The following is a 19,527-nucleotide window of genomic DNA, read 5'->3' on the forward strand; positions in this document are numbered from 1 at the left end:
AGAAAGGGAGGCCCCTGCGTCAGCGGCCTCTTTCAGAAATCAGCTTCATGCTGCGTGCCGAAAATCGGGCGAACGTCGATTTATGTTCGTTCCGGTCGCGCGGCACGGCGGCGGTGCCATAGGCTGCCCATGTCGAATTGGGAGCGGCCCGCAGATGCTGGCGTCCTTGAAAAACCGACGTGCAACGACCAGCCCAGTCAACTTCATCTTGGCCGTGTCCTGGATCGACCGGGATCGTACGGAGGCACCAGGTTCCAGAATCGACTCGCCAACTTGGCAATAGCGTAGCAGCATGGAGCCTCGCAAGTGCGGCAAGGGAGTGGCTTCATGGAGAGATTCATCGCCCGTGCAAATATCGACCACTACCTGGACCTGTTGAAGGTCCCGGACATCTCGACACACGCGCGGTCAACGATCACAAAGCTGTTGATCGAGGAAGAAGACAAGCTTGGCCGCGATTGTGCTCAACTCGAGTTCGTTGAAAGCAGGGCTGCGACGTGCCGTGCGCGCGCGGACCGGCAAAGGCGATTGATGGATTCATTCGCTCCTGGTTCGGACGATTGGGTGCACGCCGAAAGGCTGCTCGTCAATTTCGAAACGCTTGCCCAGTTCGTCGAAAGCTTCTGTCACCAGATGCGCCGCACCGTGAATGAACATCCCCTTTGAGAGCAGCCTGGCTCCGTTGGCGAGCTATTCGTGGCGGCGCCCAAATGTAATCCAAGTGTAGCGGGGGTGGAGCTGCATGGACGGAGTTCTGAGGTTCATTTCGGCTTCCCAAGTCCCGCTGTGCACACAATTGAACAGACGCGGATCCGTTTATGCATCCTAATGGATCATCACAGTACGGACCTTGGCCACCATCGGTGATGCGAACGCCGACCTGCGCTCCCGCCCTCCTCGCATGGAAATAAGAGCGCCATGTTCAAGCGGCGGCGTTTCAAGCAACAGCTGACCCTTCAAGACCGGCTTTCCGCATGGGTGAAGCAGGTTCAGGAGCAGGCCTCCAGGCTTCCGCCCGGTCCCGAGCGAGACGCCCTCCTCAAGAAGGCTCGCCAGGCCGACGTCGCCAATCATCTGCACGACTGGGTCAAATCGCCCGGGCTTCAACCACCGAAATAGCGGGCATACGCCGTGTTGCTCTTGGAGAGAGAAGCAAGGCGCGTGTCCGGGCGGCCTTGCTCTCCCGAACTCCATCACAATCGGGGATATGGCCGATTCAAACGAGTGAGGGCCGCTGTTGTAAGCGGCCCTCTTTCCCGGGTTGCAAATTATTCGAAATGAAATGTCGTTTCCTCCCCGGATTGCCAAGTTTTCCCGGTTGTGAAGGGTCCCGCTAGCACATTTGTGAATCGGCCATGTCAAATGGGCTTTGCGACTGTCCTGATCAGACCAGCACGGATTAAACGATTGCCCTCATCTGCGACTCGACCGTGGGTTATCCGCATCCGCGCTAAAGCAGAGTCGATCTCGATTCGCCCATTTTGCTTGCGCGGGAAAACTGAACAGGCGCGGATCCGTTGATGGATCTCACGACTGGGTCAAATCCGCCCGGCTTCAACCACCGAAATAGCGGCCATGCGCCGTGTTGCTCTTCGAGAGCAAGGCTTGACCCGCATCAAGGGCGCGTGTCCGGTTCGCCGTCATGTTTCCGTAATCCTGCGGCACCGAACCTTTTCGGGGTCTCCGGCCTTCTGTGGGGATGGGACCGCAACTCTGGGGACCTCAGTCATGACGGAAAACGACACGCAGCACCATGCGATCAGACGCAACCCGCTGCTGGAGGCAGCGCAGAAGGAGATGGTGAAGTTCGAGCGCAAGGAAAACGAGTTCCGCAAGAAAGACCGTGAAGAGCGCGCCGCCGAGCTCCGCCTGCCTCTCAACGAGATCAAAATCCACTAGGCCCCAGGACCAGCTTCGGCGTCGGCCAAGGCCGCTCTCGATGCGGCAGCGGGCGCCGGTCCCCCGGCCTTGGAGCGATCGCCTGTCGATCTCGATCCGGCATCGCGTGCCGGGCTGCATGGCCCTGCGCAGTCGCAAGGTATCTAAATACTACTCATAACTTGTTGACCGATAGACGAAATTCTGAAGCGACCTACTGTGCATGGGGTTGTTTTCGACTTTTTGAATGTCGAGGCGTGCCAGGTGCCATCCTCCGGATGGGGCACTGTCGCCGTTCCCGCACGCAACCCCTCTACAGCAGCGCCAGCAGCACCAGGCCAATCACCAGCACTACGAAGCCAGCCGCCGTCGCGGCGGCGAACGACCGCTCTACATTATCCATGATACCACCCCGTTGTCGGCGAGCCACGTTTCCCCCATGGCCGCGCCGAACGGATAAAATCTTGCCGACGGGTGTGTCCGCAGTGGCGCGAACGGATGTCGAAATTGGGACGGGTGCGCGGTCAGTCTGCGGCCGTTCGAGCGCGAGCTTCAAGCCCGCCGGCCGACTCGCGGGTCGCTCTCCTCCCGAGTCAGGCGCAGCGAGAAGGCGCGGATCGCGGGCGCCGCCAGCAGCACGACAGGCAGCATCGCGCCCCAGGCGATCAGCCACGACACCATCCAGTGCCGAACGAACATCATCGGGCCGCCTGCGGGCAAGCTGGCAATTCCCGTTGCGACCAGCGAGGTCAGTCCGGACTGGATGATGCCGAAGACGAAATGGGAATAGCGGCGGGGAATGCCGAGCATGTTACGTCCATGGTTGCCTGCCTCGTCAGGCAAGCAAGGCACATGCCGTCACTTGGCCGGGATCTGGCAGCGTTGGCAGGAACCGCCGTGCATCCACGCCTTGACCCGTTGACCGGATGCAACCTGGACGGAGCGCCAGGAACTCTGTTCATGGTCGGAGAACCACGGAGTTCGAGCGGCCTTTCGCGGACCGGCAGCCGCGCATCGATCGTGCGCCGAAAACGAACGCGAAACTCGGCCTGAACCGGCCGCGCGCCAACAGTCCCGCGGTGCTTAGTCCGTAGCCGCCCGGGATTGATCTGACGGTGGTTTGGGATTGGACTGCGGGCGCGCCCAGGGCCTTGGGAGACGAGGCACCAATGCGCGCGATCGGTCCCCTGCCATGCCGCTCTATTTCTTTCGAATCCGCAACGGCCGCTATTCCGGCTGCGCCGACCAGGCGACGGAATTTGCCGATCGCGACGCAGCGTGGAAGGAGATGACCAGCGTCTGCGCCGCCATGACCGCCGGCATTGCCCGCAAGCTCCAGGAAAATTCCGAATGGCACATGGAGCTGCTCGACGAGGACAAGGAGCCGGTGTTCCGGATCCGCATCGTTGCCGAAACCCTCGACTAGCAAGGTTTTTTCGGATCAGTCCGCGCTGGGCAGCCGCCGCATGGTGAACTCGATGTCGCCGCCGGGCAGTTCGCGCCAGGTCTCGACGGCACTCATATAGCCGGCCTTGGGGTAGCGGGCGAAGAAGGCCTGCGCCCGTTCCCGCGCCGCCGCGCGCGGCAACGTGAAGGTCTCGCGCAGATAGCCGTCGCCGGCCGCCTGGCCCGGCTTGCCGGCCGCCTTGCGCCGGCGTGCCATCCGCTCGGCGAGATCCCGCGGACGATCGGCCATGTCTGCCCTCCTTGACGCGCTACGCTCAACCAAATGTAGGGCGCGGGCCGGATCAAGAGGAGTCCTGTCCGAAGGGCATCGTGCCGCCCCCGAGGGGCTTGCGGTCAGTTGGCGGCCGTGCCGCCCTTCGTCTTCTTCGGCGCGCTGGTTGCGGCCGCCTTCGGTGCCGCCGGCTGCTTCGGCGGGTCGGCGCGCATACCGCCCCAGGGATCGTTGGACACCTTGGAATCCGGAATCTTCTTCAGCGTTTCCTTGTAGGCCTTTTCACGCTCGGCTTCGGCAGCCTTCTCCTCCGGGGTCTTGCTCGGGGCATCCTGCAGCAGATTGAGATTGGGCATTTGCGCATAGGCCGGTCCCGCCAGCACGGCCAGCACCGCGGCCAAACGGAAAAGCTTCATCATCCACTCCTTGATCATCCATGGCGCGGATCGCCCGCTGCCCTGTCATCCTTGTCTCAGCCCGGTCGCAAGCTGGGGCCGCTCCAGGCCGCGCAGGTCCGCTAGAGCCGATCCGATCTGCACGATTTGGGGGCATGCAACCAGTCGTCCCAGATCGGGCCGCATTTGGTGCACCCGCTCAGCGCGAGACCGAGCGCGGCCATGCCAAAGATGAGGACACACCGACGCAACATCATCCACCCGTACCCAAGCGAGGCATCATACCGGGTCAAGTCGGGCAATTTCAAGCCGACGGGACCGGCGCAAGACCGGGTGACTTTGCCGCGCCGATGCGCGCACAATGAGGCGAAACATCCGGCAATACAGGAGCGCGCCACAGCAATGCAAATGCAGCCAGAAGCCGAGTTCGGCCTTGCCGACGCCCGCCGCATCCTCGGCGAGGTTTTCGCGCCCTGGGTCCAGGATCTCAACCTCGCGGTCGAGCGTATCGAGCACGCGCAGCCGGCAGACGCACCGGACTGGCAGCCGGGCGCGATCCTGCGCATGCCGTTTTCGGAGCGACTGTGCCGGAACGGCGGCGTGGTCTGCGGCCAGGCCCTGATGGCGCTCGCCGACACCGCGATGGTGATCGCGATCCTCGCGGCCAATCGCGGCTACCGCCCCATGACCACGGTCGACCAGACCACGCATTTCATGCGCGCGGTCGCCTCGATGGACGTGCTGGCGGACGCGCGCGTGGTGCGGCTCGGGCGCACCATGAGCTTTGGCCGCGTCACGCTGCTTTCCGCCGCCGACAGCAGGCCGGTCGCGATGGTGTCGAGCGCGTTCGCGATGCTGCCGGGATGAAGCGCGCGTAACGCCATGAGAGAAAGGCTCGTCGGGCGTTCGCTGAGCGGCTCTCCGCTCCAACGTGGTCAACAAAAGTCTGAAGTGCCGTGCAAGTAGCGCCAGTCATGCGCGACCAAGGCGACGGCGCCTCGCGGCTTGGCTGCGCTATAAGCAATGCAAGTGCGAGCCCGGCCGAAATCAAACCGGCATGTCCGCAAGATCAGCCTCACTTCATTTCGGCTTCTTGGCAGGTTCGCTCGGGCGGGCGCCGCCCCAGGGGTCGTACTTGTCCTTGGGCTCGGGAATGCGCTCGAGTGCGGCTTTGTAGGCTTTCTCGTCGACCTTCGGCGTGTTGTCCGCCGGCTTGGGTCCGTCATTGGGCTGGCGCCGCCCCTGCGCCTGCGCCGAGGCCGCCGCCAGCGCCAGGACCGCGGCCGCTATGACCAAAATCCTCATCGATGCAATCCCCCTCGTGTGGGGTACAAACTAGCCGCCAATCGCGGAATAGCAACTGCCGCGAGTTCCAGGCCTTCAGCAAATCTTGATCGGCATGGTCTTCGTCGGATCGCATTCGTGCCTATCTGTTCGCCCGCAGGGGACCTTCACGGATGTTGCGGATCATTGCTCATGCAACGCTGCTCGGTGGCGCGCTTGCGCTCGGTGGCTGCGGCTTTGCCGATAGCCGCGCACCGGTGCCGGAGTTCATGCGCATGAAGGAGGCGGAACAACCGCCGCCCGAACCGCCTCCGGACGTCAAGCGCGTGGTGCGCGAGCAGATCGACGTCGTCTTTCTTTCAACGTCGTACCCGCGCGAGGTGCACGTCGCCCCGCCTCATCGTGAGGTGCGAGGACCGGGCTGGACGGCGTGCGTCCGCGCGCAGCTCACCTCCGCGACCGGCACGCCGCTCGGCGCTCAGACCTACATCGTGACCATCAACGGCGGGAAAGTCGTGGACCGCCGGCGGGCGGAAGCCGACGACATCTGTGGCACGGAGACTTTCGAGCGGATTTAGGAACCCGCCGCGACGATGCGGTTCCGGGAAAAACCAGCATCGCGGCCGGGAACGATCACCGCCTCCCCTTCTTGTTACCGCCGAGGGCAGTTTCGAGGAGGACATGATGAGGACGTTGACTATTGCGCTGTTGGCGGGCGTCGGTGCTTTGGCAGCCGCGTCGAGTGCGAAGGCTTCCGATATCTATACGAGCAGCGAGTACACCAATCCGGACCTCATTCAGCAGGTACGACTTGTCTGCGACGATTCCGGCCGCTGCTATCGCACACGGAGCGGTTCGCGTGTGATCGTACGCGATTCCTATAACTACATGCCGCGCGAACGCTATTACGAGCGCCGGACCTATCATCGCGATTGGGATGATGGTCCGCGCGCCGGCGTCGGCATTCGCGCGCCTGGCGTCAGCGTCGGCGTCGGTGTCGACGACCGCTGGTAATCGATCAAGAATGGGCGGGACCGGAGAAGACGTATCGCCCGGTCCCGTCCGCATAATCATGTCAGGCGACCGGCGCTATCCGGCGGTCGATTGCTGCTGGAACTGCTCATAGGCCGCGATCGCATCCGCCGCGTACATCAGCGACGGCCCGCCGCCCATGTAGACGGCCATGCCGAGCGTCTCCTCGATCTCCTGGCGCGTCGCGCCGAGCTTGACCAGCGCCTCGGTGTGGAAGCCGATGCAGCCGTCGCAATGCGCGGCGACGCCGAGCGCCAGCGCGATCAGCTCCTTCGTCTTCTTGTCCAGCGCGCCGTCGCGCGTGGCCGCCTGGGCGAGTACGGCAAATCCCTTCATGGTGTCGGGAATGTCGCTCCGCAGCTTCTTCAGGTTGGCCGAGATGTTCCTGGTGATGTCGACGTAGTTCTTGTCCATCGGTTCCTCGCTAGCTGGATCTGGCTGTGGTCGGAGCCTCTTCGCGCGGCGCGCGCAAGGCGATGTAGATCGCGGGAATCACCAGCACGGTCAGCAGCGTTGACGAGGCAAGCCCGAACAGGAGCGAGATCGCCAATCCCTGGAAGATCGGATCGAGCAGGATGGTTGCCGCGCCGATCATGGCCGCAAGCGCGGTGAGCAGGATCGGCTTGAAGCGGACGGCGCCGGCTTCCAACACAACGTCGCGCAGCGACTTGCCCTCGGCGCCGCTGTGCCGGATGAAGTCGACCAGCAGGATCGAATTGCGCACGATGATGCCGGCCAGGGCGATGAAACCGATCATCGAGGTCGCGGTGAACGGCGCACCCAGGAGCCAGTGCCCGATCAGGATGCCGATCAGCGTCAGCGGAATCGGCGTCAGGATCACGAGCGGCAGACGGAAGCTCCTGAACTGGGCGACGACCAACACGTAGATTCCGAGGATGGCTGCGCCGAAGGCCGCGCCCATGTCGCGGAAGGTCACCCAAGTGATTTCCCATTCGCCGTCCCACAAGAGCGTCGGACGCGACTCGTCCGACGGCTGGCCGTGCAGGCTGATCGCGGGCTTCGGCAAATTGCCCCAGTCATGGGCGTCGACACGATCGGCGGCCGCAAGCATGCCGTAGAGCGGCGCCTCGAAGCGGCCGGCGAGTTCGGCCATCACCATGTCGGCGAAGCGGCCATCGCGGCGGAAGATCGTCGGCGAGCCCTCTTCCATGGTCGCCTTCACGACCTGGCCGAGCTCGACCACCGTCTTGCTGCCGGGCAGCGTATTGGCAGGCACCGGCGTCGAGGCCAGCGCCTCGTCCCAGACCAGGCCGCGCTTGGGTAGATGCACCGCGATCTCGATCGGGTTGCGGTCCTCGCCGCGATGCGAATAGCCGATCGAGGTGCCGCCGAACAGCGCCTGGATAGTGTCATAGACGTCGCGCTGCTCGACGCCGAAGAATTCGAGCCGGTCCTGATCGATCGAGAGCCGCAGCCGCGGCCGCTTCACGCCGATGGAATCGTCGACGTCGACGATGAACGGCACTTGGGCAAAGATCTTCTTCATCTCCGCGGTGACCGCGCGGCGCGTCGCGGCATCGGGGCCGTAGATCTCGGCCAGCAGCGTCGCCAACACCGGCGGCCCGGGCGGCACCTCGACCACCTTGATGCTCGTATTCTTGGGAATATCGAGCGCCTTCAACCGCTCGCGCAGCTCGAGCGCGATGTCGTGGCTCGCCCGCTTGCGTTCGCCGCGCGCGGCCAGATTGACCTGCAGCTCGCCCATTTCCGGCCTCTCGCGCAGGTAGTAGTGCCGCACAAGGCCGTTGAAATTGAACGGCGCCGGCGTGCCGGCATAGGATTGCAGCGAGGTCGCCTCCGGCAACTGCCGCGCAATCTCGGCCGCGCCGAACAGGGTACGCTCGGTCGCCTCCAGGCTCGCCCCTTCCGGCAGATCGACCACGACGGCGATCTCGGACTTGTTGTCGAACGGCAGCAGCTTGACGGTCACCGACTTGGTCGCAAACAGCGTCATCGACAGCAGCGTCGCGATGCCGACGCCGAGCAGAAAGATCCAGGCCGAGCGCTTGCTCCTGACGATCGGAGTGGCGAAGCGCCGGTAGATCCGGCCGAGCCGGCCTTCATCGTGCGCCGCATGAGCCGCCGCCATCTCGCCCTTCGGCGCCAGCTTGAGCATCAGCCAGGGCGCTACCACCATGGCGACGAAGAACGAGAACAGCATGGCGGCCGAGGCGTTCGCCGGAATCGGCGCCATGTAGGGGCCCATCAGGCCCGACACGAACAGCATCGGCAGCAGCGCCGCGACCACGGTCAAGGTCGCGACGATGGTGGGATTGCCGACCTCCGCCACCGCCTCGATGGTCGCCTGCAGGCGCGGCCGGCCATCGCGCATGCCCCAGTGCCGCGCGATGTTCTCGACCACGACGATGGCGTCGTCGACCAGGATGCCGATCGAGAAGATCAGCGCGAACAGGCTGACGCGATTGATGGTGTAGCCCATCAAATTGGCCGCAAACATCGTGAGCAGGATCGTCGTCGGGATCACGACGAAGGTCACCACCGCCTCGCGCCAGCCGATCGCAACCGCGATCAGCACGACGATCGAGATCGTCGCGAGACCGAGGTGAAACAGGAGCTCGTTGGCCTTCTCGTTGGCGGTCTCGCCATAGTCGCGCGTCACCGTCACCTGGATGTCGTCGGGGATAAGCCGCGCCTTCAATCCCTGCAGGCGATGATCGATGTCGGCCGAGACCACCACCGCGTTGGCGCCGGCGCGCTTGGCGAGTGCGAGGCTGACCGCGGGCACCCGCGACCATTGCCCCTTGGCATCGCGCGCATCATTCCAGACGCGGTGCTCGAGCGTATTCGGCCCGATGACGACGGAGGCCACGTCCTTGACGTAGACCGGCCGCCCGTCGCGGGTCGAGATCAGGAGGAGGCCGATGTCGGGGATGCCGGACAGCGTCTGGCCGGCCGCGACATTGCGCACGATACCGGCATCGCGGACCTGGCCCGCCAGGAACGAGCGGTTGGCATCCTTCACCTTGGCGACGAGCTGCTGCAGCGTGATACCGAACAGCGACAGCTTTTCCGGATCGGGTTCGACCCGGATCTGCTGCGCCGCGCCGCCGGAAATGTAGGTCAGACCGATATTGTCGACCTTCATCAACTCCGAACGCAGCTTGTCCGCGAGCTCGAACAGATCCTTGTCGGTCCAGTGCTCGGCGGCCTCCGGCTTCGGCGACAGCGTCAAAACCGTCACCGCAACGTCATTGATGCCGCGGCCGACGATCGAAGGCTCAGGGATCCCGACCGGGATGCGATCGAGATTGGCGCGGATTTTCTCGTGGACGCGGAGAATCGCATCCTCCGCCTTCGTTCCGACCAGAAACCGCGCGGTGACCATCACGCGGTCATCCTCGGTCTGGCTGTAGACGTGCTCGATGCCGTCGATGCCCTTGACGATCGCTTCCAGCGGCTTGGTGACGAGCTCGACCGCGTCGGGTCCGCGCAAGCCATCGGCGTTGACGCGAATGTCGACCATCGGCACGCTGATCTGCGGCTCCTCCTCGCGCGGAATCACGACGACAGCGAGGAGGCCGACCACGAGCGATGCAAGCAGGAACAATGGCGTCAGCGGCGACCCGATCGTCGCCTTGGTCAGCCGGCCTGAGAGTCCGAGATTCACGGCCGCACCAACTGGTCGCCGGTACGGATGCCGGACAGGATTTCAAGTCCATCGGGAAGAGCGGGCGTCGGCAACTCGCGGCCGCGCTGTACCGGCACGTCGACCACTTCGCCGGGCTTTTGAAGCTGGACATAGTCGATGCCGAACCGGGTCTTCACGTAGCCTGCCGGAATCACGAAAGCCGACCGCCTGCCGCCGGAGATCCACACCCGCAGCCGATCGCCGACGAAATATTCGCCGAGCCCCTCGACGGTCGCGTCCGCAATGACGCGCCCCTCCTCGATCTGCGGATAGACCAGATCGATGACGCCCCATCTGGCGGCTTCGCCGCCAAGCTCCGCACCATCGACGCGCACCTTGTCGCCGGCCTTGAGAGAGCGCGCGTGGCGCTCGGGCACTCGCAGCCGCAGCTTGAAATTCTGCTGCGCGACGGTGACGATGGGATCGCCCGCGAGCACGACGGAACCAACCGTGATGAGCCTCTTCAGCACACGTCCCCCTGCCGGTGCCAGCACCTGCCCCTGGTTGAGCTGCTCGTTGATGACGGCACGCTCCGCGGTCTTGGCGCGCAGGCCGTTCTCCGCCACGTTCAGCGCCGTCCTCTGCTCGTCGAGCTTGACGCGCGGCAGAATGCCACGCTCGACCAACCCCTCGATGCGCGTGAAATCGATTTGCGCCTGGCTGGCCTGCGCCTGCAGCGCCTCGATCTGCGCATCCAGCGACTTCATCTGCAGGCCGAGCTTCTCATCGCCGATCGCGGCAATCGCCTGACCGGCGGTGACGCGATCCCCTTCCCTGACCTGGAGCTGGACCACGGTCCCGCCGATGCGCCCGCGCGCGGGCACGACGCTGATGCTTTCCACCGTGGCAAAGACGGCCTTTTCGTCGGCCACCGGATGCTGCGCCACAGTGAGCGTCTCTGCGCGCGCAACGCCTGCACACAGGCCGGCGACCAAGACAACAAAAATTCCTTTGAGCCGCATAGGGCGCATCCGTGTCAGCATGAACCATCACACCGCGCTCGCGGGTGTCCTCTGTAGTTGATGGGCATCCTCGAAGCGGACGTTGATCTCGCTCAACGCGCCACGCTCCGGGCGCTCATAAAGTACGCTTCGTCCTTGCGGATTCCGGCGCACAGAACGCCTGATAGAGCGTCTTCAGCACCTCGCGCGCCGGCTCGCTCGCAATCGAATAGAAGATCGTCTGCGCCTCCCGCCGGGCCGACACCAATCCATCCTTGCGAAGGAGCGCAAGATGTTGGGAAACCGTGGAGTCCCGGAGGTTCAGGAACTCGGCGAGTTCGCCGACCGACCGCTCGCCGTCGATCAACTGGCAGATGATCAGCAGGCGGTGCCGGTTGGCGAGCGCCTTCAGCAGCTCGCTCGCCCGATCCGCCGCCCGCTCCATGACTTCAGCATTAACCTTCATACTTGCGTATATACGAAATTACGAATATATAGTCAAGCGCCGTACGACAGTCGGGATTAACCGGCGGAGCGGTGAACCCCAACGGAGGAACCCATGGCGGAAGTCGTCGTAATCGGAGCTGGTCTGAGCGGAACACTGATGGCCTATGAATTGCTGCCGCAGTTGAGAAAGGAGGATCGCCTCAGCATCGTCTCGCAAGGCGCCGTCTATCATTTCGTCCCATCCAATCCTTGGGTCGCAGTCGGCTGGCGCAAGCGCGAGGAGATCGAGATCGATCTCGCAGACGTCATGAAACGCAAGGGCGTGCGACTGCTGACGCAGGGCGCAAGGCGCGTCCACCCGACCGAGAGCCGTGTCGAGCTCGGCGACGGGACGTCGATCGACTATGACTACCTGGTCGTCGCAACCGGCCCCGAACTGGCATTCGACGAGATTCCGGGTCTCGGGCCGCAAGGCCATACCCAGTCGGTCTGCCACGTCGATCATGCCACGCATGCCCGTGAAGCCTTTGAAAAGCTCGCGGCGAATCCGGGTCCGGTGGTCATCGGCGCGGTGCAGGGCGCCTCCTGTTTTGGGCCGGCCTACGAATTCCTCTTCATCCTGGAAACGGAGCTGCGCCGGCGAAAGCTGCGCGACCGGGTCCCGATGACGTTCGTCACCTCGGAGCCCTATATCGGCCATCTCGGTCTCGATGGCGTCGGGGACACCAAGAGCCTTCTGGAAAGCGAGATGCGCGAGAAGCACATCAAGTGGATCACCAATGCACGCGTCGATAACGTCGCCCCCGGCTTGATGTCGGTAGAGGAGTTCGGCGACGACGGCACGTCTCGCAAGGCCCACGAGCTGCCATTCGCCTATTCGATGATGCTGCCCGCCTTTCGCGGCGTCGAGGCGGTGCGCGGAATCGAGAAACTGACCAACCCGCGCGGCTTCGTCGTGGTCGACAAGCACCAGCAGAACCCCGCCTTTCCCAATGTCTTCGCGGTCGGCGTCTGCGTCGCGATCGCGCCGGTCGGCGCGACACCTGTGCCGGTCGGCGTCCCCAAGACCGGATTCATGATCGAATCCATGGTGACGGCGACGGCGATGAACATCGGTGCCCTGCTCCGCGGCAAGGCGCCCACGGCACAGCCGACCTGGAACGCAATCTGCCTCGCCGATTTCGGCGACTCCGGTGTTGCCTTCCTGGCGCAGCCGCAAATCCCGCCGCGAAACGTCAATTGGTCCTCCAAGGGCGAATGGGTGCATCTCGCCAAGGTCGCCTTCGAGAAATACTTCCTGCGCAAGATGCGGCGCGGCGAGAGCGAGCCGTTCTATGAGCGTTTCCTGCTCGACCGGCTGAACATCGCCAAGATCAAGGAGGTCCGAACCGGCACATGAGCACGACACGCCAGATCGTCTGCGGACATTGCGGGCGCATCAATCGCCTGCCTGCCGAACGCGCCGCGCAAGGCGCGCGTTGTGGCGCCTGTCACCAGCCGATGTTCACCGCTCATCCGATCGAGGTGGACGAGGAGGCCTTCAGCCGCCATGTCGCGAGCAGCGACATTCCCGTGCTGGTCGACGTCTGGGCACCGTGGTGCGGCCCGTGCCGCGCCATGGCGTCGATGTTCGAGCGCGCCGCGCAGCAGCTGGAGCCGAACGTTCGGCTGTTGAAGCTCAACTCGGACAACGCACCTGCACTGTCGTCGCGCCTCAACATCAGCGGCATTCCCACGCTGCTGCTGATGCGCGGCGGTCGCGAGATCGCCCGCCATTCCGGTGCGATGGATGCACGCAGCATCGTCGCCTGGACCGAGGCCAACCTCACCCGCTCGTAACGTTCCGCACCTGGAAAAGGAGCCTACCATGAATGTCGACAAAGCCGTTCTCGCGTTTGCGGGATTCGTCGTCCTGCTCGGTCTCGCACTGGGCACCTATGTGAATGCGTATTGGTACCTGCTGACGGCATTTGCCGGGCTGAACATGTTGCAGGCCTCGTTCACCGGCTTCTGCCCGGCGGCGATCGTGTTCAGGAAGCTAGGCCTGAGCAGCGGCTGCGCGTTCACCTGAACGCGCAATCCAGCCTGTGATGCGGGGGAATTTGCCATGACCGACGACACCTTCATCGAGGGACCGCTCTACGAGAAGCGGAGGAAGGTCTATCCGCAGTCGGTCCACGGCCCCTTCCGCCGCATCAAATGGGCGATCCTCTGCGTCACGCTCGGGACCTATTATCTGTTGCCGTTCGTGCGCTGGAATCGCGGACCCGGCCTGCCCGACCAGGCCGTGCTGATCGACCTGCCGCACCGCCGCTTCTACTTCTTCTTCATCGAGCTGTGGCCGCAGGAAGTCTACTACTTCACCGGCTTGCTGATCATCGCGGCCATGACGCTGTTCCTGATGAATGCGGTGGCGGGGCGGCTGTGGTGCGGCTACATGTGTCCGCAGACCGTGTGGACCGACCTGTTCTATGCGGTCGAGCGCTGGGTCGAAGGCGACCGGCGCGAGCGCATGCAGGGCGACAAGAACTACTGGACGTTCGGTCACATCCGAAAGGTCGCACTCAAGCATTTCCTCTGGATCATGATCGCATGGTGGACCGGCGGTGCCTGGGTGCTCTATTTCGCCGACGCGCCGACGCTGGTGAAGGAACTCGCGACCTTCCAGGCCCCGCTTCTCGCCTATATCTGGATCGGCATCCTGACCGCCACGACCTATCTATTCGCCGGTCATGCCCGCGAGCAGATGTGCATCTACATGTGTCCGTGGCCGCGGATCCAGGCGGCTCTCACCGACGAATGGGCGCTCAACGTCACCTATCGCCGCGACCGCGGCGAGCCGCGCATGTCGGTGAAGAAGGCGGATGCCGCGCGCGCCCATGGTGATCTCGCCGGCGACTGCGTCGACTGCCATCAATGCATCAATGTCTGTCCGACCGGCGTCGATATCCGCAACGGCATCCAGCTCGGCTGCATCCAGTGCGGCCTGTGCATCGATGCCTGCGACAACGTCATGCGCGAGATCGGCCGGCCCGCGGGCCTGATCGGCTACGACACCGACATCAACATGCAGCGCCGGCGCGAAGGCAAGCCACCGATCTACCGCATCATCCGTCCGCGCACGCTGATCTATGCCGCTTCCATCACCGTCGTCGGCAGCATCATGCTGTACACCCTCGCGACGCGCGCGACGATGGACGTCAACGTGCTGCACGAGCGCAATCCCGTTTTCGTCCAGCTCTCGGATGGCGGTGTGCGCAACGACTACACCGTGCGCATCCTCAACAAGGGCGCACAACGATCGTTTGCCCTCGATATCTCCGGATTGCCCGGCGCGACCATTCGCGCCGCCGGTACCGAGGTCGGCTCGGACGGCAAGCCGGTCGTCGAGGTCGGTCAGGATCAGACCCGGGAGGTGCGCTTGTCCGTACAGGTCGGTCCGGCACATCTGCCACGCACGTCACGGGACATCGACATCGCGATCACGGATATCACCGGCGGCGGACGGGCAAGCGCCCGCGACCATTTCGTCCCGGGTGACCAGTGAGAGGCCACCGAGCTCCGGCGGACGGCCGCCGGATGCTCAACGAGACGTTAACACGACCGCTCGAATTGAAGCAGCATCCCAACGGTATTTTTCCGATCTTTGCGCTAAGCATCGCCGTAGCGCGGCCTAGGCTCGCGTGAACGGGGAAATGGGACGTGGTCGACATCGCGCAGCAGGCGGCGATCAATCCGGCATCCGCAAGGGACGCCGCGACGGCGCGCGCACACGTTGCCCTCACCTCAATCGACCCCGGCCAGTGGCGCGCGCTCGCGCAGCGCGCGGTCGAGCCGAACGGATATTATCTGCCCGCCTGGGAGCTGGCTGTCAGTGCGACCGCCCGCGGGCGCAGCAATGCCTCGGCGCTGCCGGCATTCGACGCATCGTCGACGCGGCTGATCGGGCTGATGCCGGTGATCTCGCTCTGGCGCGCCTGGAAGATCCCCCTGCCCGCGCTGGTGAGCGCGCATCCCTACGGCACGCTGTGCAGCCCGCTGATCGACCGCGATGCGCCGATCGAGGCCGCCACGCGCCTGTTGCAGCGGGCGCGCGAAGCCGGCGCGCATGCGCTCGTGCTGACCGACGTCGCCCTCGACGGCGCTGCGATGGACGTGCTCAGGCAGGTTCTGGGCCGCGCCGGCCTGAAGCCGCGAATCCTCTCCTCCTACATCCGCGCCAGCCTCGACGCGACACAGGATGGCGAAACGCTGTTGCGCGACGCGCTTGGCGCCAAGAAGCTCAAGGAGCTGCGGCGCCAGCGCCATCGCCTGGAGGAGCATGGGCCCGTCGTATTCGAGGTCGCGCGCAAGCCCGACGAGATCGGGCCGGCGCTCGAGACATTCCTGCGGCTTGAAGCCGGCGGCTGGAAGGGCAAGCGCGGCACCGCGCTGGTCCAGCATGCGGGCGATGCGACCTTCATCCGTCGCGCCGTACCGGCGCTGGCCGAGACCGCGCAATGCGAGATCATCACGCTTCGCGCCGGCGCGACGCCGATTGGCGCCGGCATCGTGCTGCGCCATCAGGACCGCGCCTTCTTCTTCAAGCTCGGCGTCGACGAGCGCTTTGCAAGATATTCGCCGGGCGTGCAGCTCACGCTCGATCTCACCCGCCACCTCTGCGCCGATCCCGCCATCGCCAGCGCGGATTCCACCGCGAGCGCCGACCACCCCATGATCAACCCGATCTGGCGGGGGCGCTTTGCGATCGGCGATGTGCTGATCCCGCTCCGGCGCAACGATCCGATAGTGGCGCTCGTTCACGGCGCGCTGGTCGGTCTCAACGCCGCGCACGAGGCCGCGCGAGGCGTGGTTCGCCGGCTCCGCAAATGAGCGACGCTACTCCGCCGCCTGCGCATTGATCTCCGCCGAGACCTGGCGGATGGCGCGGGCGAGCAGGTTCGGATCCTGCGCGCCGGAGACGGCGTATTTTTGCGCGAAGACATAGGTCGGCACGCCGGAGATGCCCTTGTCGGCGGCTTCCTGCGCGTCCGCCGAGACGCGCGCGACGTCCTCGTCGGTGGCAAGGCGCTTGCGCACGTCGTCGGCGTCGAGGCCGATGTCGGCGGCCGCCTGCACCAGCACGTTCACATCGGTGAGATCGCCGCCGTCGCGGAAGTACAGCTCCATCAGGCGCTGCTTCATCTCGGGCGCCTTGCCGATCGCGTCCGCCCACAGGATCAGGCGGTGGCAGTCGGTCGTGTTGGGCTGGCGCGCCACCAACTCGGGCTTGTACACGAGCCCCTCCTCGCTCGCGGCCGCGACGACGCGACCGGCAATACCCTTGTACGCCTCGACCGAGCCGAACTTCTGGGTGAGATAGGCCTCGCGGCTGATGCCCTCGCGCGGCACCCAGGGATTGAGGAAGAAGGGACGGAAGTTGAGCTTGACGGGAACGTCGGGCACCAGCGCCAGCGCGCTCTCGATGCGGTGCTTGCCGATATAGCACCAGGGGCACACCACATCGGAGACGACGTCGATCTGGAGCGGTTTCAGCGTGCTCATGTCAGGCGCCTCCTTCGGGCACTTCGAGGGTCCGCCCGAGCATAGGCCGAACCGGGGGCGGCGCAAGGCACCCGTCCCGCATGGCTCACGACTTCACCTCTGCGGTTATTGTGACCGGATCTCCCCGCCCCGATAGTTGCGGCCACGATCAAGCCCAATGGGGAGACCGCGATGACCGCCATTTTCAAGCCGGAAGGCGATCTGTTCCGGGCCACCGAGCATGCCGGCGGGCCGTGGTCGCCGGACATGCTGCAGGGAAGCGCCACCACCGCGCTGATGACCCGCGAGGTCGAGCGCCTCGCCGCCAGATCCGGCTTTGCGGTGCGGCGCCTGACCTTCGATCTCTGGCGGCCGGCGGGCCTGCGCCTGTTCGGGACCATTAGCGAGCTGCTTCGCGACGGTCGCAAGGCCAAGACCTTGCAGGTGCGGCTGATGGACGGCGAGGCCGAGATCGGCCGCTGCACGGCGCTGCTGACGGCGCCGAGCGGGGAGTCGCCCGTCGATCCTTTCGCGAGGCCCGTGACCCTCGACAGGGGTCCTGAAGCGGGCGCCCCCGCCGCCGGCCTTCGCGCAGAAATGGAGCCGCTATTTCCAGAACGTGTCGGTGCGCCTCATCGAAGGTGCGCTTGATAAGCCGGGCCCGGCGGCAGCCTGGATGCGGCTCGATGCGCCGCTGGTCGAGGGCGAGCCGAACACGCCGCTGCTCCAGGCGGTGCAGGCCGCCGACTTCTCCAGCGGCGTCGCGCAGATCGTCGACATGCGCAGCTGGACCTTCATCAACCCGGAGATCAGCCTCTACTTCTTCCGTCCGCCCGAGGGCGAATGGATCCTGATCCGCGCCGCCACGCGCGTCGGCGCCAATGGCGCGGGCCTCACCACGGCGACACTGAGTGATCGCAACGGTCCGTTCGCGGAGGTGATGCAGGCGATGAGCTTCGAGCGGCGCGAGGCCGTGCAGGCTCAGTCGTCCTGAGCAGCAAGCGCGACCAGGGCGGTCTCGGACGCGGCATCAACAGGCATGAACATCTCGACGCGGAGCTCCTGCAGCGTCACGTCCTGCGGCGTGCCGAGCGTCAGCACCGCACCGATCAGGCCGATGCCGACATCGCCCTTGCGCAGCCGCACCTCGCACAGCGGCCCCGGCACGGCATTGTCCTCGATCGCCGTCGCCGGAAGCTCCGGCAAGCGCATCAATTCGCGCCAGGTCGATTGCAGGGCTTCATCGAGGGGCGCGGCCATTGCCTCATGCCGCGCCCGCGCCAGCAGCGCGGCTGCAACAATCGGCCAGTTCTCGACGAACGGCTTGAGCTCCTCGGGAGCGAGGAACATGCGCATGTGGTTGAGCGGCCGCTGCATGCGCGTAGGGCCAAGCAGCATGGTCATCAGGCGCGAGGCGGCGCGATTGGCCTGCATCACGTTCCAGCGCCGGTCGGTGACGATCGCCGGGAACGGCTCGTGACGGAGAAGCAGAAGATCGATGGCACGCCGCGCCTCGCCAAGCTCCGGCGCCGACAGATCGCGCTCGCCATATTGCCGCGCAAAGCCGCCGGCCTCGAGCAGCGCGTTGCGGTCGCGCAGCGACAGATCGAGCGCGGATGCGAGTTGCAGCAGGATGTCGCGGCTTGCGGCCGCCTTGCCGGTCTCGACATAGCTCAGATGCTTGATTGAGATGCCGGCCTCGAACGCCAGATCGGCCTGGCTCCACGCGCGGCGGGTGCGCCAGCCGCGCAGCAGGTCGCCGACAGGGTTGGCCGGCCGCAGTCGCCGGAACGCGCGTGTGTCCATTCCAGGGATTATGCGGGGGCTGCGGCTGTCTGTAAACGCCGCTACGGCAGACCGGCCGACATCTGCCTGAGCCGTTCGGCGGTGCGCTCGTCCGCCGGGAAGAAGGTCTCCAGCGCCAGCTCCGACAGGGTGATATCGACGGGCGTACCGAACACCATGGTGGTGGAGAAGAAGCTCAGGATCTCACCCTCATGGCGCAGCTTGAAGGGGATGGCGACGTTGTCACTCGACGGCGGAGCCGAACGCGCCGGAATCGGGTAGCTCTTGAGATCGCCATAGAGCTTGATCAATTCGGGATCGGCCGTCGCCTCGCATTGCCGGTGCAGCCGCTCCAGCAGGTGCCCGCACCATTCCGCGAGATTGACGGTGCGCGGCGCCAGCGCCTCGGGATGGAAGGCGAGCCGCAACACATTGAGGGGCTGGCCGAGCAGATGCTGCGGGATGCCGTCGAGCAGCGGCGCCACCATGCGATTGGCAGAGACCAGGTTCCAGTGCCTGTCGACCGCAAGCGCCGGATTGGGTTCATGCGCCTTAAGGACGAGGTCGATCGCCCGGCGGGCTGATTTCAAGGCAGGATCCTCCAGCGGGCGCTGCGGAAACGCCGGCGCGAAACCGGCGGCAACCAGCAGCACGTTGCGTTCGCGCAAGGGCACGTCGAGGCGCTCGGCGAGCCTCAGCACCATGTCGCGCGAAGGCGCCGCACGGCCGGTCTCGACGAAGCTCAGATGCCGAGCCGAGATCTCGGCTTCGCCCGCGAGATCGAGCTGGCTCATGCGGCGGCGCTGCCGCCATTCACGCAAATGGTCGCCGATATGGACCGGCTGGCTGCGTTCGGTACGTGCCGTGGAAGCATGTGCGTTCATGGCCGAAAAC

The 19,527-nt window shown here is 65.1% G+C and carries 25 protein-coding genes; 14 read left to right on the forward strand and 11 right to left on the reverse strand.

Annotated elements, in window-relative coordinates:
• Nucleotides 1–327 precede the first annotated feature (327 nt).
• The 3 genes from ABIG06_RS37220 (at nt 328) to ABIG06_RS37230 (ending at nt 1,899) form a co-directional block, all read left to right on the forward strand.
• Entirely contained in the window at nt 328–666 is a 339-nt protein-coding gene (locus tag ABIG06_RS37220; protein WP_124163183.1) for a hypothetical protein, read from the forward strand.
• 252 nt (nt 667–918) lie between these two features.
• On the forward strand, nt 919–1,119 hold the full coding sequence (locus tag ABIG06_RS37225) for a hypothetical protein (protein WP_124163182.1): 201 nt from the start codon (nt 919–921) through the stop codon (nt 1,117–1,119).
• A 609-nt stretch (nt 1,120–1,728) separates the two neighbouring features.
• Nucleotides 1,729–1,899, forward strand: a complete 171-nt coding sequence (locus tag ABIG06_RS37230; protein ID WP_424578562.1) for a hypothetical protein — start codon at nt 1,729–1,731, stop codon at nt 1,897–1,899.
• A 531-nt stretch (nt 1,900–2,430) separates the two neighbouring features.
• On the opposite strand, the gene ABIG06_RS37235 is transcribed toward ABIG06_RS37230, so the two are convergent.
• Entirely contained in the window at nt 2,431–2,688 is a 258-nt protein-coding gene (locus ABIG06_RS37235; protein WP_124163180.1) for a DUF2798 domain-containing protein, read from the reverse strand.
• A gap of 382 nt (nt 2,689–3,070) precedes the next feature.
• Here ABIG06_RS37235 and ABIG06_RS37240 point away from each other — a divergent pair, with 382 nt between their 5' ends.
• Nucleotides 3,071–3,304 (forward strand): DUF6894 family protein, encoded by a 234-nt coding sequence (locus tag ABIG06_RS37240; protein WP_124163179.1) that lies wholly within the window; start codon nt 3,071–3,073, stop codon nt 3,302–3,304.
• Between the two features lie 15 nt (nt 3,305–3,319).
• On the opposite strand, the gene ABIG06_RS37245 is transcribed toward ABIG06_RS37240, so the two are convergent.
• Both ABIG06_RS37245 and ABIG06_RS37250 read right to left on the reverse strand, forming a co-directional pair.
• Nucleotides 3,320–3,574: a hypothetical protein gene (locus tag ABIG06_RS37245; protein ID WP_124163178.1), complete on the reverse strand. Its 255-nt coding sequence runs from the start codon at nt 3,572–3,574 to the stop codon at nt 3,320–3,322.
• Nucleotides 3,575–3,678: 104 nt separating this feature from the next.
• Nucleotides 3,679–3,972: a hypothetical protein gene (locus ABIG06_RS37250; protein WP_124163177.1), complete on the reverse strand. Its 294-nt coding sequence runs from the start codon at nt 3,970–3,972 to the stop codon at nt 3,679–3,681.
• A 381-nt stretch (nt 3,973–4,353) separates the two neighbouring features.
• Between ABIG06_RS37250 and ABIG06_RS37255 the strand changes: the two genes are divergently transcribed.
• Entirely contained in the window at nt 4,354–4,818 is a 465-nt protein-coding gene (locus ABIG06_RS37255; RefSeq protein ID WP_124163176.1) for a PaaI family thioesterase, read from the forward strand.
• Nucleotides 4,819–5,031: 213 nt separating this feature from the next.
• On the opposite strand, the gene ABIG06_RS37260 is transcribed toward ABIG06_RS37255, so the two are convergent.
• Complete coding sequence (locus tag ABIG06_RS37260; protein ID WP_124163175.1) at nt 5,032–5,256, reverse strand: hypothetical protein; 225 nt, start codon at nt 5,254–5,256, stop codon at nt 5,032–5,034.
• A 152-nt stretch (nt 5,257–5,408) separates the two neighbouring features.
• Here ABIG06_RS37260 and ABIG06_RS37265 point away from each other — a divergent pair, with 152 nt between their 5' ends.
• Nucleotides 5,409–5,813, forward strand: coding sequence for a hypothetical protein (locus ABIG06_RS37265; RefSeq protein WP_124163174.1), 405 nt, complete (start codon nt 5,409–5,411; stop codon nt 5,811–5,813).
• Between the two features lie 103 nt (nt 5,814–5,916).
• Entirely contained in the window at nt 5,917–6,249 is a 333-nt protein-coding gene (locus ABIG06_RS37270; protein ID WP_124163173.1) for a hypothetical protein, read from the forward strand.
• 75 nt (nt 6,250–6,324) lie between these two features.
• Here ABIG06_RS37270 and ABIG06_RS37275 read toward each other — a convergent pair whose 3' ends face one another.
• The 4 genes from ABIG06_RS37275 to ABIG06_RS37290 all read right to left on the reverse strand — a co-directional run bounded on the left by ABIG06_RS37275 (nt 6,325) and on the right by ABIG06_RS37290 (nt 11,323).
• Nucleotides 6,325–6,681, reverse strand: a complete 357-nt coding sequence (locus ABIG06_RS37275) for a carboxymuconolactone decarboxylase family protein (protein WP_124163172.1) — start codon at nt 6,679–6,681, stop codon at nt 6,325–6,327.
• A gap of 10 nt (nt 6,682–6,691) precedes the next feature.
• On the reverse strand, nt 6,692–9,916 hold the full coding sequence (locus tag ABIG06_RS37280; protein WP_370140536.1) for an efflux RND transporter permease subunit: 3,225 nt from the start codon (nt 9,914–9,916) through the stop codon (nt 6,692–6,694).
• Nucleotides 9,913–10,899 carry an efflux RND transporter periplasmic adaptor subunit gene (locus ABIG06_RS37285; protein ID WP_245454633.1) on the reverse strand — a complete coding sequence of 329 codons (987 nt, stop codon included), beginning with the start codon at nt 10,897–10,899 and terminating at the stop codon, nt 9,913–9,915. The genes ABIG06_RS37280 and ABIG06_RS37285 overlap by 4 nt, the downstream gene beginning before the upstream one ends.
• Nucleotides 10,900–11,014: 115 nt before the next feature.
• Nucleotides 11,015–11,323, reverse strand: coding sequence for an ArsR/SmtB family transcription factor (locus tag ABIG06_RS37290; protein ID WP_245454632.1), 309 nt, complete (start codon nt 11,321–11,323; stop codon nt 11,015–11,017).
• A 114-nt stretch (nt 11,324–11,437) separates the two neighbouring features.
• On the opposite strand from ABIG06_RS37290, the gene ABIG06_RS37295 reads away from it, so the two are divergent.
• From ABIG06_RS37295 to ABIG06_RS37315, 5 genes are all read left to right on the forward strand, one after another.
• Nucleotides 11,438–12,724 (forward strand): NAD(P)/FAD-dependent oxidoreductase, encoded by a 1,287-nt coding sequence (locus ABIG06_RS37295; RefSeq protein WP_370140537.1) that lies wholly within the window; start codon nt 11,438–11,440, stop codon nt 12,722–12,724.
• Nucleotides 12,721–13,164: a thioredoxin TrxC gene (trxC, locus tag ABIG06_RS37300; RefSeq protein ID WP_370140538.1), complete on the forward strand. Its 444-nt coding sequence runs from the start codon at nt 12,721–12,723 to the stop codon at nt 13,162–13,164. Before ABIG06_RS37295 ends, trxC begins: the two co-directional genes overlap by 4 nt.
• A 28-nt stretch (nt 13,165–13,192) precedes the next feature.
• A complete protein-coding gene (locus ABIG06_RS37305; RefSeq protein ID WP_124163166.1) occupies nt 13,193–13,396 on the forward strand; it encodes a YgaP family membrane protein in 204 nt (67 codons plus the stop codon).
• A gap of 36 nt (nt 13,397–13,432) precedes the next feature.
• On the forward strand, nt 13,433–14,872 hold the full coding sequence (gene ccoG / locus ABIG06_RS37310) for a cytochrome c oxidase accessory protein CcoG (RefSeq protein ID WP_124163165.1): 1,440 nt from the start codon (nt 13,433–13,435) through the stop codon (nt 14,870–14,872).
• Between the two features lie 155 nt (nt 14,873–15,027).
• Entirely contained in the window at nt 15,028–16,197 is a 1,170-nt protein-coding gene (locus ABIG06_RS37315) for a GNAT family N-acetyltransferase (protein WP_370140539.1), read from the forward strand.
• A gap of 6 nt (nt 16,198–16,203) precedes the next feature.
• Here ABIG06_RS37315 and ABIG06_RS37320 read toward each other — a convergent pair whose 3' ends face one another.
• A complete protein-coding gene (locus ABIG06_RS37320; protein ID WP_025037346.1) occupies nt 16,204–16,869 on the reverse strand; it encodes a DsbA family oxidoreductase in 666 nt (221 codons plus the stop codon).
• 171 nt (nt 16,870–17,040) lie between these two features.
• Between ABIG06_RS37320 and ABIG06_RS37325 the strand changes: the two genes are divergently transcribed.
• Nucleotides 17,041–17,499, forward strand: coding sequence for an acyl-CoA thioesterase domain-containing protein (locus ABIG06_RS37325; protein WP_424578563.1), 459 nt, complete (start codon nt 17,041–17,043; stop codon nt 17,497–17,499).
• Nucleotides 17,474–17,842, forward strand: a complete 369-nt coding sequence (locus tag ABIG06_RS37330) for a hypothetical protein (RefSeq protein WP_424578564.1) — start codon at nt 17,474–17,476, stop codon at nt 17,840–17,842. Before ABIG06_RS37325 ends, ABIG06_RS37330 begins: the two co-directional genes overlap by 26 nt.
• Here ABIG06_RS37330 and ABIG06_RS37335 read toward each other — a convergent pair.
• Entirely contained in the window at nt 17,830–18,654 is an 825-nt protein-coding gene (locus ABIG06_RS37335; RefSeq protein WP_370140541.1) for a helix-turn-helix domain-containing protein, read from the reverse strand. The genes ABIG06_RS37330 and ABIG06_RS37335 overlap by 13 nt on opposite strands.
• A gap of 41 nt (nt 18,655–18,695) precedes the next feature.
• Nucleotides 18,696–19,517: a helix-turn-helix domain-containing protein gene (locus ABIG06_RS37340; protein ID WP_370140542.1), complete on the reverse strand. Its 822-nt coding sequence runs from the start codon at nt 19,515–19,517 to the stop codon at nt 18,696–18,698.
• Between the last annotated feature and the right edge of the window lie 10 nt (nt 19,518–19,527).

The sequence above is a fragment of the Bradyrhizobium sp. USDA 326 genome, from assembly GCF_049739485.1.
Taxonomy (GTDB): Bacteria; Pseudomonadota; Alphaproteobacteria; order Rhizobiales; family Xanthobacteraceae; genus Bradyrhizobium.

What these genes read in the sequence shown, in the direction of transcription:
- ABIG06_RS37220 (WP_124163183.1), top strand. Translation starts at nt 328, where the DNA reads ATGGAGAGATTCATCGCCCGTGCAAATATCGACCACTACCTGGACCTG.
- ABIG06_RS37225 (WP_124163182.1), top strand. Translation starts at nt 919, where the DNA reads ATGTTCAAGCGGCGGCGTTTCAAGCAACAGCTGACCCTTCAAGACCGG.
- ABIG06_RS37230 (WP_424578562.1), top strand. Translation starts at nt 1,729, where the DNA reads ATGACGGAAAACGACACGCAGCACCATGCGATCAGACGCAACCCGCTG.
- ABIG06_RS37235 (WP_124163180.1), bottom strand. Translation starts at nt 2,688, where the DNA reads ATGCTCGGCATTCCCCGCCGCTATTCCCATTTCGTCTTCGGCATCATC.
- ABIG06_RS37240 (WP_124163179.1), top strand. Translation starts at nt 3,071, where the DNA reads ATGCCGCTCTATTTCTTTCGAATCCGCAACGGCCGCTATTCCGGCTGC.
- ABIG06_RS37245 (WP_124163178.1), bottom strand. Translation starts at nt 3,574, where the DNA reads ATGGCCGATCGTCCGCGGGATCTCGCCGAGCGGATGGCACGCCGGCGC.
- ABIG06_RS37250 (WP_124163177.1), bottom strand. Translation starts at nt 3,972, where the DNA reads ATGAAGCTTTTCCGTTTGGCCGCGGTGCTGGCCGTGCTGGCGGGACCG.
- ABIG06_RS37255 (WP_124163176.1), top strand. Translation starts at nt 4,354, where the DNA reads ATGCAAATGCAGCCAGAAGCCGAGTTCGGCCTTGCCGACGCCCGCCGC.
- ABIG06_RS37260 (WP_124163175.1), bottom strand. Translation starts at nt 5,256, where the DNA reads ATGAGGATTTTGGTCATAGCGGCCGCGGTCCTGGCGCTGGCGGCGGCC.
- ABIG06_RS37265 (WP_124163174.1), top strand. Translation starts at nt 5,409, where the DNA reads ATGTTGCGGATCATTGCTCATGCAACGCTGCTCGGTGGCGCGCTTGCG.
- ABIG06_RS37270 (WP_124163173.1), top strand. Translation starts at nt 5,917, where the DNA reads ATGATGAGGACGTTGACTATTGCGCTGTTGGCGGGCGTCGGTGCTTTG.
- ABIG06_RS37275 (WP_124163172.1), bottom strand. Translation starts at nt 6,681, where the DNA reads ATGGACAAGAACTACGTCGACATCACCAGGAACATCTCGGCCAACCTG.
- ABIG06_RS37285 (WP_245454633.1), bottom strand. Translation starts at nt 10,899, where the DNA reads ATGCGGCTCAAAGGAATTTTTGTTGTCTTGGTCGCCGGCCTGTGTGCA.
- ABIG06_RS37290 (WP_245454632.1), bottom strand. Translation starts at nt 11,323, where the DNA reads ATGGAGCGGGCGGCGGATCGGGCGAGCGAGCTGCTGAAGGCGCTCGCC.
- ABIG06_RS37295 (WP_370140537.1), top strand. Translation starts at nt 11,438, where the DNA reads ATGGCGGAAGTCGTCGTAATCGGAGCTGGTCTGAGCGGAACACTGATG.
- trxC (WP_370140538.1), top strand. Translation starts at nt 12,721, where the DNA reads ATGAGCACGACACGCCAGATCGTCTGCGGACATTGCGGGCGCATCAAT.
- ABIG06_RS37305 (WP_124163166.1), top strand. Translation starts at nt 13,193, where the DNA reads ATGAATGTCGACAAAGCCGTTCTCGCGTTTGCGGGATTCGTCGTCCTG.
- ccoG (WP_124163165.1), top strand. Translation starts at nt 13,433, where the DNA reads ATGACCGACGACACCTTCATCGAGGGACCGCTCTACGAGAAGCGGAGG.
- ABIG06_RS37320 (WP_025037346.1), bottom strand. Translation starts at nt 16,869, where the DNA reads ATGAGCACGCTGAAACCGCTCCAGATCGACGTCGTCTCCGATGTGGTG.
- ABIG06_RS37325 (WP_424578563.1), top strand. Translation starts at nt 17,041, where the DNA reads ATGACCGCCATTTTCAAGCCGGAAGGCGATCTGTTCCGGGCCACCGAG.
- ABIG06_RS37335 (WP_370140541.1), bottom strand. Translation starts at nt 18,654, where the DNA reads ATGGACACACGCGCGTTCCGGCGACTGCGGCCGGCCAACCCTGTCGGC.
- ABIG06_RS37340 (WP_370140542.1), bottom strand. Translation starts at nt 19,517, where the DNA reads ATGAACGCACATGCTTCCACGGCACGTACCGAACGCAGCCAGCCGGTC.